Annotated in this window: 14 protein-coding genes; 3 read left to right on the plus strand and 11 right to left on the minus strand. The window is 51.0% G+C overall.

Annotated features, from left to right (window positions below):
* Nucleotides 1-55 precede the first annotated feature (55 nt).
* Nucleotides 56-670 (plus strand): DUF924 family protein, encoded by a 615-nt coding sequence (locus QL234_RS22970; protein WP_281560100.1) that lies wholly within the window; start codon nt 56-58, stop codon nt 668-670.
* An 83-nt stretch (nt 671-753) separates the two neighbouring features.
* Here the strand turns inward: QL234_RS22970 and tpx are convergent, their stop codons facing one another.
* Nucleotides 754-1,452 (minus strand): thiol peroxidase, encoded by a 699-nt coding sequence (tpx, locus tag QL234_RS22975; protein ID WP_281560101.1) that lies wholly within the window; start codon nt 1,450-1,452, stop codon nt 754-756.
* A gap of 175 nt (nt 1,453-1,627) precedes the next feature.
* Here tpx and QL234_RS22980 point away from each other — a divergent pair, with 175 nt between their 5' ends.
* Nucleotides 1,628-2,788 carry a response regulator gene (locus QL234_RS22980; RefSeq protein ID WP_281560102.1) on the plus strand — a complete coding sequence of 387 codons (1,161 nt, stop codon included), beginning with the start codon at nt 1,628-1,630 and terminating at the stop codon, nt 2,786-2,788.
* A 2-nt stretch (nt 2,789-2,790) separates the two neighbouring features.
* Nucleotides 2,791-3,741 (plus strand): diguanylate cyclase, encoded by a 951-nt coding sequence (locus tag QL234_RS22985; protein WP_281560103.1) that lies wholly within the window; start codon nt 2,791-2,793, stop codon nt 3,739-3,741.
* Between the two features lie 79 nt (nt 3,742-3,820).
* Here QL234_RS22985 and QL234_RS22990 read toward each other — a convergent pair whose 3' ends face one another.
* The 10 genes from QL234_RS22990 to lnt all read right to left on the minus strand — a co-directional run bounded on the left by QL234_RS22990 (nt 3,821) and on the right by lnt (nt 16,994).
* Nucleotides 3,821-5,473, minus strand: coding sequence for an amidohydrolase (locus QL234_RS22990; RefSeq protein ID WP_281560104.1), 1,653 nt, complete (start codon nt 5,471-5,473; stop codon nt 3,821-3,823).
* A gap of 197 nt (nt 5,474-5,670) precedes the next feature.
* Nucleotides 5,671-6,885 carry an FtsX-like permease family protein gene (locus QL234_RS22995; RefSeq protein ID WP_281560105.1) on the minus strand — a complete coding sequence of 405 codons (1,215 nt, stop codon included), beginning with the start codon at nt 6,883-6,885 and terminating at the stop codon, nt 5,671-5,673.
* A gap of 70 nt (nt 6,886-6,955) precedes the next feature.
* The gene (locus QL234_RS23000; RefSeq protein WP_281560106.1) at nt 6,956-8,269 is read right to left on the minus strand and encodes an ABC transporter permease; all 1,314 of its coding nucleotides are present in this window, start codon (nt 8,267-8,269) and stop codon (nt 6,956-6,958) included.
* A 52-nt stretch (nt 8,270-8,321) separates the two neighbouring features.
* Nucleotides 8,322-9,014 carry an ABC transporter ATP-binding protein gene (locus QL234_RS23005; protein WP_281560107.1) on the minus strand — a complete coding sequence of 231 codons (693 nt, stop codon included), beginning with the start codon at nt 9,012-9,014 and terminating at the stop codon, nt 8,322-8,324.
* Between the two features lie 134 nt (nt 9,015-9,148).
* Nucleotides 9,149-10,426, minus strand: coding sequence for an efflux RND transporter periplasmic adaptor subunit (locus tag QL234_RS23010; protein ID WP_281560108.1), 1,278 nt, complete (start codon nt 10,424-10,426; stop codon nt 9,149-9,151).
* Between the two features lie 256 nt (nt 10,427-10,682).
* Complete coding sequence (locus QL234_RS23015; protein WP_281560109.1) at nt 10,683-11,897, minus strand: FtsX-like permease family protein; 1,215 nt, start codon at nt 11,895-11,897, stop codon at nt 10,683-10,685.
* A gap of 14 nt (nt 11,898-11,911) precedes the next feature.
* Complete coding sequence (locus QL234_RS23020; protein ID WP_281560110.1) at nt 11,912-13,222, minus strand: ABC transporter permease; 1,311 nt, start codon at nt 13,220-13,222, stop codon at nt 11,912-11,914.
* A 14-nt stretch (nt 13,223-13,236) separates the two neighbouring features.
* The gene (locus tag QL234_RS23025) at nt 13,237-13,929 is read right to left on the minus strand and encodes an ABC transporter ATP-binding protein (RefSeq protein ID WP_281560111.1); all 693 of its coding nucleotides are present in this window, start codon (nt 13,927-13,929) and stop codon (nt 13,237-13,239) included.
* 98 nt (nt 13,930-14,027) lie between these two features.
* Complete coding sequence (locus tag QL234_RS23030) at nt 14,028-15,305, minus strand: efflux RND transporter periplasmic adaptor subunit (RefSeq protein ID WP_281560112.1); 1,278 nt, start codon at nt 15,303-15,305, stop codon at nt 14,028-14,030.
* A 111-nt stretch (nt 15,306-15,416) separates the two neighbouring features.
* Nucleotides 15,417-16,994: an apolipoprotein N-acyltransferase gene (lnt, locus tag QL234_RS23035; RefSeq protein WP_281560113.1), complete on the minus strand. Its 1,578-nt coding sequence runs from the start codon at nt 16,992-16,994 to the stop codon at nt 15,417-15,419.
* Nucleotides 16,995-16,996: the final 2 nt, after the last annotated feature.

Here is a 16,996-nt window from a genome sequence, read left to right on the forward strand (position 1 = left end):
TTGTGTAAAATGAAAATAAAAACGGTATTAAGGAAACTTATTTGAGGAGGCTAAGGTGGTAAAACAACAAGACGTTGATGAAGTACTCGATTTTTGGTTTGGTGAGATAACCAATGAGCTTTGCGATGAACAACATCAGGCATTTTGGTACCAGGGCAGTGAAGCGCTGGATAATGAAGTTAAAATGAAGTTTTTCGACTTATATCAACAAGCCCTTGCCGGGCAATTGAGCCATTGGCAACAAGAAGCTAGGGGCAGTCTGGCGCTGGTGATCTTGTTGGATCAGCTACCGCGCAACATGTTTCGCGGCACCGCCCGGGCATTTGCCAGTGATGAGCTGGCTTTGCAAGTGTGTAAAGCGGGCATAAAATCGGGTTTAGATCGGCAATTATCCCTGAGCGAGCGGATTTTTTATTATCATCCGTATCAGCACAGTGAGTCGCTGACGGAGCAGCAAACCAGTGTTGAAATCTTTATCGCTATGTTGGAGCAATATCCGCAATTGGTTCATGTGAAGGTGATTGAAAACAGCATTCATTGGGCAAAAGAGCATCTGGCGATCATCAGGCAATTCGGGCGTTTCCCCCATAGAAATAAGGCATTGGTCAGAGAGTCGACGGCGCAGGAGCTGGAATACTTAGAGTCCGGGTTTAAATTCGGCCAGGGTTAGGGGTGAATAACGGTGAGCAGGATTTAGTGGGACAAAGCGGCAAAATCGGCACCTGCCGATTTTGCCTTATTTCACCTAAGTGATTATTGCTTTTTAATCTCGTTTTTACCTTTTGCTGCCTGCTCAGCGGCAGCTTCTTCGGGCAGGGCTTCGGTTGCCAATATCTCGGTTAATTCTCGCGGATGCAGGGCTTTTAAGGTGCTCAGCGCCGTCTCGTAATCCGGATGCTCGGAAATATTGGCCACCAGCTCTTTGTAGGCGATGATGCCTTGCTGGTCGATAATAAATATCGCCCGGGTCAACAAGCCCATGTCTTTGATTAATAAGCCGTACTTGCTGCCCAATTCGCGCCATACCGCATCAGATAAGACTTTCACTTTATCGATATTTTCGTTTTTGCAAAAGCGCTTCTGGGCAAAGGGTAAGTCGTTGCTGACGGTCAATATGGTGACATTTTCCGGCAGGTTGGCAACTTCTTCATTAAAGCGTTTGGTTTGCAGCGAACAGACGCCGGTGTCTAAGCTGGGCACTACAGAGATCAGCACGGTTTTGTTGACAAAATCGCTGAGTTTTACCGGGGCGAAATGCTCATTGACTACCTTAAAATCCGGGGCGGCTTCGCCAACGGCGACCTGGGTGCCGAGCAAAGTGACAAATTTATTACCGGCTTTGACTAAATTATTGCTTTGCGGCAGTTGATCCTGCTGTAAATTTTCGGCATTTGCCGTTAAGATGCAGGCACAGTTCAAGGTGACTAATGTTAATAAAGTCAGTAGTTTCATAAAAAATAAAGGCTGATTATTGATAGAAAGCCAATAGCTTAACGTTGCCGATGGCAAATAGCCATAAAATAGTGCAATCATTTGTAATTTTATCTATGTTTAGGTAGGAGTCTTTAAACAATAAAAATCAGCGTTTTTCGCTCGTTTCTTCGTTAAATTAGGAATCAATCTCGATATGTCAACGCCATTATTAATATGTGATGACTCAAATATGGCGCGCAAGCAAGTTGCGCGCTCACTGCCGGATGACTGGGATGTCGATATCAGCTTTGCAGTAAATGGGGCAGAAGGGATAGAAGCCATTAAAGCCGGTAAGGGAGACGTGCTGTTACTGGATTTGAATATGCCGGTAATGGATGGCTACCAGGTACTGGAAACCATCTTAAAGGAAGACTTACCGACCCTGGTGATTGTCATTTCCGGTGATATCCAGCCGGAAGCCCACCAGAGGGTCACCGGGTTAGGGGCGCTGGACTTTATTAAAAAACCCGTCAACAAAGAAAAGCTAACTGAAATATTAAGCGCTTACGGCATCTTTACCAAAGGAAAAGCCGACGCGGCAAGTCTCGACAAAGCCGTGAGCCCTGAAAAGGCCGCTAGCCCGGGCAAAGCTGCCAGCGTAGCTAAAGAACCCCGTAAAGTGACCCTGCCGCCGGTAATCGCCGAGCCGGCAAAAGCGGTAGAAAAGGCAAGCCCGCCTGTTGCCAAACCGCCAAGTGCCGCCCCTGAGCAGGAGCTCAGCCTAGATCCGGAATTACGTGACTGCTACCAGGAAATTGCCAATGTCGCCATGGGGCGGGCCGGTGATCTGCTGGCGCGTATTCTTGATGTTTTTGTGATGCTGCCGATCCCGAATGTCAATTTAATCGAGGTCAGTGAACTCAGCATGGCCTTGTCGGCGGTGGAAAGCCATGAAAGCACCTCAGGTATTTGTCAGGGGTTCATCGGCGCCGGTATTTCCGGGGAAGCCCTGCTGATTTTAAATGATTCCAGCTTCCAGGATGTGGCCTCGCTGATGAATTACCAGTGTACCCTGGATGAAAGCACTGAGCTGGAGCTGTTGATGGACATGGCCAATATCCTGATCGGTGCCTGTTTAAACGGCCTGTCGGAGCAGCTGGATATGCCGTTTAGCCAGGGGCACCCCGTGGTACTGGGGCAGCACAGGAAAATTTCTGAGCTGATTGCCACGAATGCGGCGAAGTGGAAAAGAACATTAGCAATAGAAATAAGTTATGGCATTGAAAACTATCCAATTAAATGCGATCTGTTATTACTCTTTACCGAAGAATCGCTGAAAACCCTCAACCATAAAATTTCTTATTTGTTGGAATAATTATGTCATTAGAAACATCTCAGTTAAATGAATTACACTGGCTGATGGAAATGCTGCACAACATAGATGTTGGCCTGGTGGTGCTCGATCGCGATTATCACATTCAGATCTGGAACGGTTTTATGGAAAACCACAGTGGCCTGCTGCCCAGGGAAGTGAAGGGCAAGTCGCTGTTTGAACTTTTTGATGAAATTCCCGAGGACTGGTTCAAACGTAAAGCCGAGTCGGTTTTTTTACTGAAAAATAAAGCGTTTACCATATGGGAACAAAGACCTTACCTGTTTAAATTTCTCAATTACCGGCCGATAACCGGCACCGCCGATTATATGTATCAAAACTCGACCTTTATTCCTTTGCTGTCGGCAACGGGAGAAGTCACCCACTTGTGCCTGATCATTTATGATGTCACCGATAATGCCGTCAGTAAAAAAGATCTTGAGCGGGTCAACGCCGAGCTGGCGGTACTGAGCCAAACCGATGCCTTAAGCTCCCTGGTGAACCGGGATCACTGGCAACATTGCCTGCAGGCCGAATATAAACGCTGGACCCGGAGCCAGAAGCCGAGCACGGTATTGATGTTATCTATTGATAATTTTAATAAAATCAATGATAACCATGGCTTTTCCGCCGGCGATGAGGTGATCCGTCATTTATCCGGTTTTATTCGCGAGTACAGTAAAGCAGGCGATATCTGCGCCCGTTATGGCGGTGATGATTTTGCCCTGCTGTTAACCGGCAGTGATGCCGCCCAGGCGAAGGTGTTGGCGGAGCAGTTACGTAAAGCGGTCAGCGGCGCTATTATCGGTTATAAAAATACCGATCTTGCTTATAGCATCAGTTTGGGGCTGGTGGAAGTCAACAAGGAAACCAAGAGTTCGCAAACCTGGGCAGAGCAGGCTATGGATGCGATGTTAATGGCGAAGAAGGCCGGTGGCAACCGGCTTGAAGGTTAAAAGACGGCTCTTTCATTTCGGGACAGTTTCATTTACTTATAGGGAAAATGAAACCGTCCCTGGCCTCCATTAGGCTTCTCTATTTTTGATAAACCTGTTTACCGTCAACCCAGGTACTGAGTACCTGGGTCTGCCAAATCTCTTCTGCCCTGACAGCAAAAATATCCCGATCAATTAAAATAAAGTCGGCTTTTTTCCCCGGTATCAGGCTGCCTAACAGCTGCTCCTGGTGTCCGGCATAGGCGGCGTCAACACTAAAGCTTTTAAAGGCCTGCAGCCGGGTCATTTTCTCATCGGCAAACCAGCCGCCCCGGGGCAGGTTGTGATGATCCTGGCGGGTAATTGAGGCATGCAAGCCATAAAAAGGGTTGGGGGACTCTATCGGAAAGTCTGAGCCTGCCGCCAGTGTCGCCCCTGTTTGCAGTAACTTCTGCCAGGCATAAGCCCCGGCTATCCTGTCCTCACCCAATCTGTCCTGGGCCATGTTTTTATCACTGGTGGCATGGGTAGCTTGCATTGAGGCGATAACACCCAGCTGCTTAAAACGGGGAATATCCGCCAGCCTTAATACCTGGGCATGTTCTACCCGGTGGCGCAGGGCACGTTTGTCGCTGGAATTGAGCAGTTGCTGATAATTATCCAAAACAAGTTTGTTGGCATTATCTCCTATGGCATGGGTATTGACCTGGAAGCCGGCATCCATGGCGGTTTTCATCACTTCAAGCAATTTTTTATCGCTAAATAACAATAGGCCTTTGTGACCGGCGTGGTCGGAATAATCTTCAATCAGGGCCGCACCGCGGCTACCCAGGGCGCCGTCGGCAACCACTTTTACGCTGTCCATTTTCAGAAAATCATCTTCACTGCGCAGCGGACCTTGCTTGAGCACATCCCGCCACTGTTTATCCGTGATATCTAACATGGCATTAACCCGGATCGGCATTTTTTGCTCCCGGCTTAATGCCTGGTAGGCCTTAAGGTTAGCCGCGCTGATGCCGGCATCATGGACACTGGTCAGGCCGACAGCGGCCAGGGCATTCATGCCTTTGACCAGGATGGCTTTTTGCTCTGCGATGGTCAGCGGCGGGATCTTGCTTTCAATCAGGGCCATGGCATTGTCGATAAAAATACCGCTGGCATTGCCCCGGCTGTCGCGGATAATTTCTCCCCCCTGGGGAGAAACCGTCTCTTGTGTGATGCCGGCAAGTTCCATGGCTTTACTGTTGGCCCAACCGGCGTGACCGTCTATACGGCGCAGCCATACGGGCTGATCGGGAAAATACTTGTCCAGGCTGGCGGCACCGGGAAAACTTTTGCCCGGCCACTGTACCTGGTTCCAGCCGCGCCCCTGAAGCCAGGTTAAATCCTTATTTTTTTGTGCGTAGTTAAACACCCGTTTGGCGGCTTCAAGCTCTGAGGCGCTGTTGGTTAAATCGGCCCGCAGCAGGCTTAAGCCGTAACCTAATACATGGCCGTGGGCATCAATAAGTCCCGGCAGCAGGGTTTTTCCTTCCCCGTCGATATGCTTGCTTTGCTTATGCTTGAGATCAGGGAGTTTGTCGCCGCTTTGGTATAAGCGGGTAATTTTATCGTCTTGAAATTCGATGGCAGCAAATTTCACTAGCCGGTTTTCTTTTAAGGTGTAGCCGTTAATATTGCTGATCACCGTGGATTGGGCACAGGCCAGGGCCGGGCTCAGTAGCAGGGCAAGGGAGAGCAGTTTTTTCTTCATTTTAATATCAATTTTCTTTTTATTTTTTAAGCAGGATAACATGATTTCTTTGACAAACCAGCGCAGGCGCCGATTGTTTTACGGATGAAAACGGATGAAAACGGATGAAAACGGATGAAAACGGATGAAAACGGATGAAAACGGATGGACAGCCTGATAACCGGGCTGTGCCGGTGACCAGGCTTGCAGGTCAAGCCTTATACCATACGGGTTGCCGTGGCCGGAGAAATCAGCGCGGCTTTTCGCGCCGGGTACAATACCGCAAGCTGACCGAGCACAAAGACAGCTATCGCGCCATAGACAATCAGATCCGGGGTAACGGGGGTCATGGCAAAGGTTTCCACCAGGTAAATATTAAGCGCCACAGCGCCGATAGCGCCTAAGGCGATGCCCGCCAGGGTGATCAGGGAATTTTCCACCATAAAGTAGCGCATGATTTGCCCTTTGGTGGCCCCCAGTGCCCGGCGGGTGCCGATTTGCCGGGTGCGGCGGTTGATACCAAAGGTCGCCAGGCCGACGATGCCAAAAGCGGTCACCAATACCAGGGTCACGACCACCAGCAGCAGGATTTTGTTGGTGGCGTTATGCTCGCGGTAACTTTCATCGCGGGTGTCCTGCAAGGTGGTGACCGAACGTATGATACGGTTTTTATTGCTATGGGCCAGTAAGGCTTCAACTTCGGGCATTAACTCATCCCGGCGGCCGGGCTCGGTGCGGATTAAATAGATGCCGGCATCCGTCAATGAAATCACCGGGGTGATGATAGTCGCTTCTACCTGATCCCAGAAATGCCAGGCTCCCTGTAAGGTTTTCACTATACCGGTAATTTTTAGCGGAACATTTTCATCGACATAAACCGTGCTGCCCAGTGCCCGTTGCCAGTTATCCGGGTAAAGCTGGGCTGCCATCGCCCGGCTGACAATGATTTTGGCAGGCAATTGTGCGCTGTTGCTGTCCTGGATAAGCACATCTTCCGGCTGAAAGTTTTCACCGGCAATCAATTCAAGTTCCAGGGTGTTTAACAGATGATCGTCACTTAAATAGTCGCCGGCAATAATGCTGCTCTGATCTTTACCCGGCTGTAATTGCAGCCGCTGGTAGCCGCCGTATCCAGATAGCGGCACCGAATTGATATAAACGGCATCGATAATACCCGGGGTATGGCGTAGCAGATCCAGATCTTTGGGGATTTCACTTTGATAATCATAACCGGGGGCAAATACCCGGCTGGTGAGATAGAAGGTATCGGTTTCGTTAACCCCGGTATCACGCGCCATGCTTGCCTGGCGGTCCTGGATCATAAAAACGGCGTTTACCAGTACCGTCAGCGTCAGGGCGATTTGCAGGGCAATGATCAAGGCGGCCATTTTATGGCGTAATAACGCCCTTACTATCAGTCCAAGCTCTAACATGGCAATCTCCTTATCTTTACGGACACATCCGGCTTTTTCCCGGGGTTGGCTAAGGTAGTATCGGACATGGCTATTGGCTCTTTAACTGATTGGCGGGGGCGACATTGCAGGCACGCCAGGTGGGATATAAACCGGCGATCACGGTGGCGGCAACAGATAACAAGATGGCGAAGATGACCAGCTGAGCATCCAGGGTGACCAGGGCTTTCATTTTTTCGCCGTAGAGCACTTCAATTCCCGCAAGCCCGAGGTAGGTGAAGAGCAGGCCAAGTAAGCCGCCCATTACCCCGATACAGGCAGACTCCACCATATATTGGTAAAACAGGGTGCTTTTACTGGCGCCAAGGGCCTGGCGCAGGCCGATTTCCGGGCTTTTGCCGAGGAACTTGGCCAGTAACAGTCCTACGGTATTGAGCAGGCAGACTCCCAAGAATAAAAATGCCATCGCCATCAGCATATTATTGTCTTTGTTGATCACTTCCCGTGCTTTAAACCACTGTTCCAGGGTATTGATCCTGTTGTCATTGGGGCGTTTAAAGCGGCCGTATAACCTTTGCTCTTCCACATAGCCGTTAAGAAAATCCCGGTATTGCTGTTTTTCTGCCGGGCTGTTGAACTCCACCCAAAAGTGTACCCAGGCACATTCAGAATTAAGGTAATCCTGCCAGTTGTCAGTTGTTGGGCCCCAGCAATAGCTGTTATCGTCAAAGTTGATTTTTTTCCGGGTGATGGCGGTAAAAGGCAGGAAAATATCTTCGCTGTCATCAAAGGCTTTGACTTTATCTACGTGGTAAAACCTGGGTTTAGGCTGCCAGTTGGCAAGCACGCCGACCACTTTATACAGATCGCCGTTAATTTTTATAGACTTGCCGACAGAGTTTTCGCCGGCAAAAAGGCGTTCATTGATTTTCTCGCTCAGCACCACCACCAGGTCATTATTATCATCGACTTCCTTTTGCCAGGGGCCGCCATATACAAAGGGGGTCTCGAACATGGTAAAGAAATCTGCGGTATTGGCCCTGACAGTGACATAAAGGGGCAAGTCTTCTTCCGCCAAAGGCTCTATTACTGCTTTGGCGGCGGTGTGCATGGTCTGGCGCTGGGCTTTTTTAGCCGAAAGCAGATTCTTTGCGTCCCGGTAGGTTAAAAACGGCGGCGGCTCCAGTCCTTCCTTAAAGGGGTTGCTTTCATCCCAGTTATCCAGCTGTATGGTATGCAGGGCGTGGCTTTTGCTCGGGATGGGGTCAGCAGACATCAGGTAATTCACGGTTACCGTGGTCATGGCCGCGCCTATGCCCAGGGCGATAGCGGTGACCATCAACAGGCTCAAGCCCCAATGGCGCAAGATACTGATCCTGGCCAGGCGCAAATAATAAAAAAACATAAAATTTCCTTGTACTCTATCCTTGTACGGTTCCCGGCTTTTTCAAGTGAGATCAGGCGATGACCCGTTTCATCAGGGGAGGGACTTCACTGACCCGGCCGTCTTTTATCTGTATTGACCGTGAGGCCCGCTGTGCCAACTCAGTGTCATGGGTCACCATGATAATGGTGGTGCCCTGCTGATTGATTTCTTCAAGCAAGCTCATGACCCCCTGGGCCATTTCACTGTCCAGGTTACCCGTGGGTTCATCCGCCAGTAAAAAACGCGGATCTGTGGCCAGTGCCCGGGCGATGGCGACCCTTTGCTGTTGCCCGCCGGATAACTGGGCAGGTAAGTGTTTCATTCTTGAGGCCAGCCCGACGCGTTCGAGTTGGCTGTGGATACGCTGTTTGCGCTCTCTGGCATTAAAGCCGCGGTAGCGCAGCGGTACATCGACATTATCGTATAAGTTGAGATCGGGAATAAGATTGAAACCCTGGAAAATAAAACCGATTTTTTGGTTTCTTAACCGGGAGCGGGCGCTGTCTTTTAAGGCGCCGACATTTTCCCCGTCCAGCAAGAATTCGCCGCTGCTATGATTTTCCAGTAAGCCGGCAATATTGAGGAAAGTGGTTTTTCCCGAGCCGGAAGGCCCGGTGACACTGAGAAAGTCGCCCTCATTTACGCTGAGATTAACCTCCCGCAGCGCATGGGTCTGAATATCTGCACTTTGAAAAACTTTGCAGAGATTGTTCATTGATAACATAAAATTTAAGTCCGTTTGTTGGCCTGTTTGCCAGTCTGTTTTGCTTGTTCATTCATTGAACAAGGTATGCCTTTACTTGGTTATTCGCCGAATATAAATCCCTTTATACGGTGAATACCCGGGTAAAGGCAAGTTTATTGGCTGATTAATACCTGATCTGCGGCATTAAAGTTGTCGGTGCCGGAGATAATAATTTGCTCGCCCTCAACTAAACCGCTGAGAATTTCAATATGGCTGATGCTTTTGGCGCCGATATTAATTGCGGTTTTACGGGCAAGTCCCTCAGTTACCTTATAGGCAAACTTGCCGCCGCTGCTTTGAATAAACTGTCCCCTGGCTACCTGAAGCACCTGGCTTTTATGCTCCAAAATAATTTGGGTGGTCAATCTCTGGTTTTGCCTGAGCTTGGCGGGAATATTATCGGTAAAGCGCACCCGGGCGGTCACCTGGTTATTGATAATTTCCGGGGAAATGGTCACCAGTTGTGCCGGGTAAATAGCCTGTTCGACATTGATATCGGCGGCCATGCCGATGGCCAGGTCGTCGGCGTAACTTTCGGGAATTTGGATTTCCACCTCAAAGCGGCTGAGATCAACCACAGTTAATATCGGCTGGTTTTTGGTAAGGAAAGTTTTATTTTCGCTGTTGAGGTTACCCACTATGCCGTCCACCGGCGAGCGTATTTGCAGGGCATCTACCTGGCGCTGTAATTCGGCAATTTTTAAGGTTTGGCGGCGTAAATCCAGGGCCAGCGACTTGCTGTCAAAATCCAGGCTTTCAATATTCAGTTCGCCGTCCTGTACCGCGTGACGATATAGCAGGGTGGCATTTTGTAAATCGTCTTCTGCTTTTTCGTAATCTATCTGGCTGATGGCATTTTTTTCATAGCCCTGCTCGGCGCGGCGCTTTTCCCGTTTGGCGGTGATCAGTTTGACGTTGGCGAGATCGACCGCTTTCTGATCGCTGAGCTTTTGTCTTTTTGCCTGGATTTGCTGACGCTCAAAATCGGATTTTAAACTGGCCTGTATCGCCTGCTGCTGGGATAATTCATTGGTTAGTTCCGGGCTGTCGAGGGTGGCGAGTATTTGATCTTTTTTGACTTCATGGCCGGCTTCTATCGCTAACGTGATGGTGCCGTCTGCCGGACTGTAGACGGTGGGACTGATGGCGGCGACCACACGGCCCTGCACGGAAATATCCCGGGTAAAATCACCGCGGCTGACGGTGGCTAGACGCACCCGGTCGCGGGCAACGGATTTTTCCGCCTGAGCCCAGCGGCTGGCGGCAGGGGCCATTTTCCAAATAATGGCAATTAAAACAACAAGACCGAAAAGTGAGAGTAAAACGAGTTTAGCGTTTGATTTTTTCTGAACGATTTGAACGTCTTGACTGCTGGTATCTTTTATCTTCATTGTGTCCCTTCAATGATCTTTACGCCGGTCATATTGGGCTAATTTAAAGCAAAAGAAAAGAAAAATATTGTAACTGGCAGTGTATTAGTGAAAATTGGGCAGGAAACAAACAGTTAGCTGAGAATAACTATTATTTGTGGCAAGTGTTTGTGCTTGTGTAAAGTCGCCAATGTCGAGGTCATGGCTCAGGGAAAAATAGCAGGCGCGGTTGATATATCAACCGCACCTTATTCGATTAGCGCCTTTCTTGCCTGCCTTAAACCGTACGGGTGGCCGTCGCCGGAGAAATCAAGGCGGCTTTCCTTGCCGGATAAAGCACCGCCAGCTGGCCGACGATGACAAGGGTAACCACCCCGAGCGCAATCAGCTCAAAACCAAGCGGCGTCATATTAAATTTATTCACCAGCCAGTAGTTCAAACTCACTGTGCCTATGATGCCGATGGTGATGCCGACCGCCGAGATAAAAAAGTTCTCCACCATAAAGTAGCGCATTACCTGCCAGCGGGTGGCCCCCAGTGCCCGGCGGGTGCCGATTTGCTTGGTGCGGCGGTTAATGCTGAATATTGCCAGGCCGACAATGCCAAAGGCGGTGATCAGGGTTAAGGTGCTTACCACCGTCATCAGGATTTTATTGGTGGCATTGTGCTGACGGTAGCTTTGCTCCCGGGTCTCTTCCATGGTGCTCAGGCGACGGATAATGCGGCCTTTATCGCTGTTGGCCAGCATACTTTCTATTACCGGCATCAGCTCATCCCGTCTGCCGGGCTCGGTGCGGATAAAATAACGTCCGCTGCGACTTTCCATTTGAAAGGGCACCAAAGCACTGCGCTCGACCCCGCTCCAGCCGTTCCACGGTGCCTGCAGGTTTTTGATGATGCCGATGACCTGCATCGGCTGGTTATTGCTGATATACACGGTTTTTCCCAGGGCCGACTGGCCGTTGTCGGGAAACAATGAGTTTGCCAGCGCCTGGGTAATAATGACTTTGGCGGGCCAGGCGGATTGCGCCGGCAAACGCCAGCCGATATCCGACGGGCTGAAATTTGTCCCGGCGATCAGCTCAAGGTCCAGGGCATTGATGGCGTGATCATCCACCATATAGATGGCGGTGCCGATCCCGTCTTTATCTTCTCCCGGCTCGGTTTGCAAGCCGGATGACCAGCCGCCGCCGCTCAGTGGAATGGCATTGATTTGTATCGCGTCCACCACTCCCGGGGTTTTGCGTATGGCATTGAGATCGGTTTGCAGCCCCACCTGGATATTGTAGTCCTGGGCGAAGATGGTATTGGTTAAATAAAAGGTATCCTCTTCATTGATGCCGCTCTCCCGCGCCATCTGCTGCTGGCGGTCCTGGATCATAAAGATGGCATTGACCATGATGGTCATGGTCAGGGCAATCTGCAGGGCGATCAGCAAGGCGCCGATTTTATTGCGCATTAAGGCGCGGATAATAAGTCCGGATTCTAACATGATAATTCCCCGCGTTATTGGCTTTTAAGTTGTTGTGAAGGCTGAACATTGCAGGCGCGCCAGGTGGGATACAGACCGGCAATCACCGTTGAGCCCAGGGCAAGCAGCATCGCCAGCAGCACCATAGTGGTATCCAGGCTGGTCAGGTCTTTCATGTAATCGCCGTACATGGCGGCGACACTTTGTAATCCCAGCCAGGCAAGCACTAAGCCGAGCAGGCCGCCGCCAAGTCCGATACAGGCAGATTCCACCAGGTATTGGTAAAACAAGGTAGCCTTACTGGCGCCTAACGCCTGACGCAAGCCTATTTCCGGGGCCTTGCCTAAAAATTTCGCCAGCAATAAGCCCACGGTATTAAGCAGGCAAACCACAAGGAACATAAAGGACATGGCCATCATCATTTTCGCGTCATCGGCGACCACTTCCTGGTTTTCCAGCCATTGCATGACATTGCTTAAACGGTTGTCCAGCGGGCGCTCAAACCGGCCCAGCTGTTTTTGCTGTTCGACATAGGCATCGAGGAAGGTCAGGTAATCCTGTTGCTCCTGCTCATCTCTTAATTCCACCCAAAACTGGATCCAGATACATTCAGAGCGTAAAAATGCCGCCATGCCGTCGCCGCTGGGTTTCCAGCAGCTGGTATTGCCGGCGCGGGTGATTTTTTCCTCGGCAATCAGGCTAAAGGGCACAAACAGCTCTTCGGTGTCGTTAAAGGCGCCGGAAGTGACATCGTAATATTTTGGCGTCGGCTGCCAGTTATCTATGACCCCGACAATCTTAAACAGATTGCCGTCGATGCGGATCAGCTCGCCGACGGAGTTTTTACCGGCAAATAAACTGTCATTGGTTTCCCTGTTGATGACCGCCACCAGCTCTTTATTGGTATCGGCCTGAGCGCTCCAGGCGCCGCCATAAAGAAAGGGCACATTGAACATGGCAAAAAAATCGGCACTGTTGGCGCGGGCGTTGACGGTGATCGGCAACAGGTCCGGATCTTGCGGTTCGATGACGGCAAAGGCTTGGGCAGAAATGCTGTGGCGAAAGGCTTTATCCGCCTTGAACAGGTTAGTGGCATCGGTATAGGTCATCTGATCCGGGGGATTTTGTCCCTCGTCAAAGGGATCGTTGACATCCCAGCTGTCCAGCTGGACATAAAAAAGTTGCTCGCTTTTTTGCGGGATCGGATTGGCAGACATCATATAATTGACCGTGACTGTGGTCATGGCGGTGCCAATGCCCAGGCCGATAGCGGTGATCATAATAAGGCTCAGTCCCCAATGCCTGCGTATGCTGATAGCAGCAAGGCGTAAATAATAGTTAAACATTAAATGGCTCCCGCTTAAGCAATGGCTTTTTGGTTAAAGGCGGCAGCTTCGCTCACCCGGCCGTCTTTTACCTGTATGGTGCGGCCGCTGCGCTGTGCCAGTTCGCTGTCGTGGGTAACCATGATAATGGTGGTGCCCTGGCGGTTAATCTCTTCCAGTAAACTCATTACCCCCTGGGCCATGTCGGTGTCCAGGTTTCCGGTGGGCTCATCCGCCAGTAAAAACCTGGGGTCGGTTGCCAGGGCGCGGGCGATGGCGACCCTTTGCTGCTGTCCGCCGGAGAGCTGGCTCGGCAAATGTTTCATGCGCGACGCCAGGCCGACCCGCTCCAGGTTTTCTTCAATGCGGCGCTTGCGCTCTTTGGCGTTAAAGCCCCGGTAACGCAGCGGCACATCGACATTATCAAAAAGGTTGAGATCGGCAATCAGGTTAAAGCCCTGGAAAATAAAACCGATTTTTTCATTGCGAAAGCGCGAGCGGCCGTTGTCGTTTAACTTGCCGACATCTTCGCCGTCGAGCAAAAACTCGCCGCTGGTATAGGTTTCCAGCAAGCCGGCAATATTTAAAAAGGTGGTTTTGCCCGAGCCGGACGGCCCGGTGACGCTGAGAAAATCCCCTTCATTGACGTTAAGGTTAAAGTCCCGCAGCGCATGGGTCTGGACATCCGAGGTTTGAAAGACTTTGCAGATGTTTTTCATGGTTAACATAATGTGATTCCTGTTTCTAAGCTGATTATCGAGCCTGCGGGGGCGGTGTTTTTACCGCGGCGCCGGGCTGCTTTATTTGTTTTGGAGCGGGCAGGGCGCTACTGGCTCAGCAGTACCTGCTCTGCAGATTTAAAGCTGTCTGTGCCCGAGATAATGATTTGATCCCCTTCGTTAAGGCCGTCAAGGATTTCTATCCGGGATAAGCTGCGTCCGCCGGTGACAATCGGTGTTTTCTGTGCCAGGCCGTTACTGACCTTGTAGGCAAACTTTCCGCCGCCGCTTTCGATAAACTGGCCGCGCGGCACCTGCAGGATCTGCTCTTTGTGATCTAAGATAATTTGCGTGGTCAGGCGCTGGTTCTGGCGCAAACTGCCCGGGGTGTCATCGGTAAAACGCACCCGTCCGGTTACCTGGTTATTCAGGATTTCGGGAGAAATTGTCACCAGACGGGCGCGGTAACTCTGCTGCTCAAAATTAATCGCCACCTCCATACCTATGGCCAGGTCGTCGGCGTAACTCTCGGGAATGTCGACTTCTACTTCAAACCGGGATAAATCCACTACCGTGAGGATCGGCTGGTTTTTGCTTAAAAAGGTTTTATTGTCTGTGTTTAAGTTGCCTATGATGCCGTCCACCGGTGAAGTGATAGACAGGGCATCCACCTGGCGCTGCAAGTCGGCAATCAGCAGTTTTTGCCGCTGGATATCCAGCGCCAGCGATTTGCTGTCAAAGGTCAGGCTTTCGATATTCAGCTCAGCATCCTGCACCGCGTGTTTGTGCTGCAGGCTGGCGTTTTGCAGCTCGTCCTGGGCTTTTTCATAATCTATCTGGCTGATGGCATTTTTTTCATAGCCCTGGTCGGCGCGGCGCTTCTCCCGCTTGGCGGTGATCAGTTTGACATTGGCGAGATCGACCGCCTTCTGGTCCATCAGTTCTTGTTTTTTCGCCTGGATTTGCTGGCGCTCATAATCTGACTGCAAGCCTTCGAGTATAGCCTGCTGCTGCGACAAACGGTTGGTGAGCTCCGGGCTGTCCAGCCGTGCCAAGACCTGGTCTTTTTTGACTTCATGACCGGCTTCTATGTCCAACGTTATGGTGCCGTCCGCCGGACTATAGACCGTCGGGCTCACCGCTGCAACCACGCGTCCCTGCACCGAAATATCCCGGATAAAATCCCCGCGGGTGATGGTGGCGATCCTGACCCTGTCCAGAGGAACTGAGGTTTGTGCCTGGCTCCAGCGGCGGGCTTCGGGCGCCACCTGCCAGATCAGGGCAGCCAGCACTAAGGCGCCGCTAGTGAATATGATTGCCGGTTTCAAACGGCTTTTCTTGGGCGCGACCACTATATCCTGATCGCTGGTGTCTCTTATTGTCATTAAATTTCCCCCGATGTTTTCTCTTATGTCGAGTGTCGGGGGAAAAAGGTTTAAAAAAAGTAAAATTAATTCTTCTTACTTTTTTAAACCTAAGGCTGAGACTGGTGCAGATCAGGTGGCGGGAGGGCTAAGCTTTTCCTGGCGCTGTGGTGAGAATTTACCAACGGCAAAATAAATCAACAACGACAGTAAAGGCAGCAGGTATTGCAGGTATCTGCCCCACTGGCTGTAGGGGGTAAAACCTTGTTGTAGTTTTACTTCATCCCGCAGCACGGCTTCTTCGAACTGGGGGATACGGCTGGTGATCTTGCCTGAGTGATCTATGGTGGCGGTGATGCCGTTATTGGTTGAGCGTAATACCGGGCGGCCAAATTCCAGCGCCCGCATCCGGGCGATTTCCAGATGCTGGTGCGGGCCGTGGGAGTCGCCGAACCAGGCGTCGTTGCTCACGGTTAAGATCATATCCGTGTCCCGGGTTAAATTGGCGGCCAGCTGGTGGGGAAAGGCAATTTCAAAACAGATCAGCGGCAACAAAGCCAGTTCTTTGGCCACCAGGTTCGGCTGCACATAATTGCCGCGGCTAAAAGATGACATCGGCAAATTAAACAGCGGCGCCAGGGGTCTTAGCAGCTCCTGGAAGGGCACAAACTCACCTATGGGCAGCAGGTGGTTTTTATAATAGCGGTTGGAGCTGTTGTAGTAATAACTGCCCTGTTCATCCTCGTTCTGCTTTCTGCCGAGCACGATCAGGGAGTTGAAGTAGGTGCGGGCTTCAAAATTATAATTGATGATGCCGGTGATGATGGCGCTGTTATTGAGGGCTGCGCCTTTGTTGGCGACCTCGAGAAAATCCTGGGCGGTGCTCTCTATTGCCGGTACCGCAGACTCCGGCCAGATAATAATATCGGCGTCGTAGTTTACCCGGGTTAAGTCGAGAAACTTAAGCATGCTCGGCCATTCCTGCTCCGGCAGCCATTTCAGCTCCTGCTTGATATTGGCCTGCACCAGGGCAACTTTGACGCTTTTACCCGTGGGGGTGACCCAGGTTTGCTGGCTTAGGATAAAACCGCTTATGGCCAGCACCGCCAGCAGCGCCAGGTGGCGCTTGATTTGGATCCTGCGGCTTAGTTGCAGCAGGGCGATGCTTAAACACAGCATCACAAAGGTAATGCCGGTTTCGCCGATCACTGGGGCAAAGGCTGCCAGCGGTCCGTCTATTTGGCTGTATCCCAGGGATAACCAGGGAAAGCCGGTGAGCATTACCGAGCGCAAATACTCACCAAGCAGCCAAAAAGGCGGCAACAGCCATAAGGAAAACTGCCGCTTGGCCGTTAAACGGGCGGATAAATAACAGCTTAACGCCGGATACAGGGCCAGGTAGCCGCACAGCAATAGCATCAGCAGCAGGGAGACAATAAGTGGCAGGCCGCCAAATTGATCTATGCTGACATGCACCCAGCTGATGCCCGAGGTAAACCAGCCGAGGCCAAAAATAAAACCTTGCTTGGCGCTGTCTTTGGCGGGGCGGTCCACCATAAGGCGGAGCCAGAGGGCAGGTATAATAATGGCCAGGTACCACAGGGAAAGCGGGGCGTAAGCCAATACCAGGCTCAGTCCGGCAAGGAAGCTGAGCCAATTGGTTTTATCTTTTAGATTGGCCAGCAGGCGCTGGCCCAAACGTCGTAACATGG

This window comes from Thalassomonas sp. RHCl1, from assembly GCF_947387555.1.
Lineage (GTDB): Bacteria > Pseudomonadota > Gammaproteobacteria > Enterobacterales > Alteromonadaceae > Thalassomonas.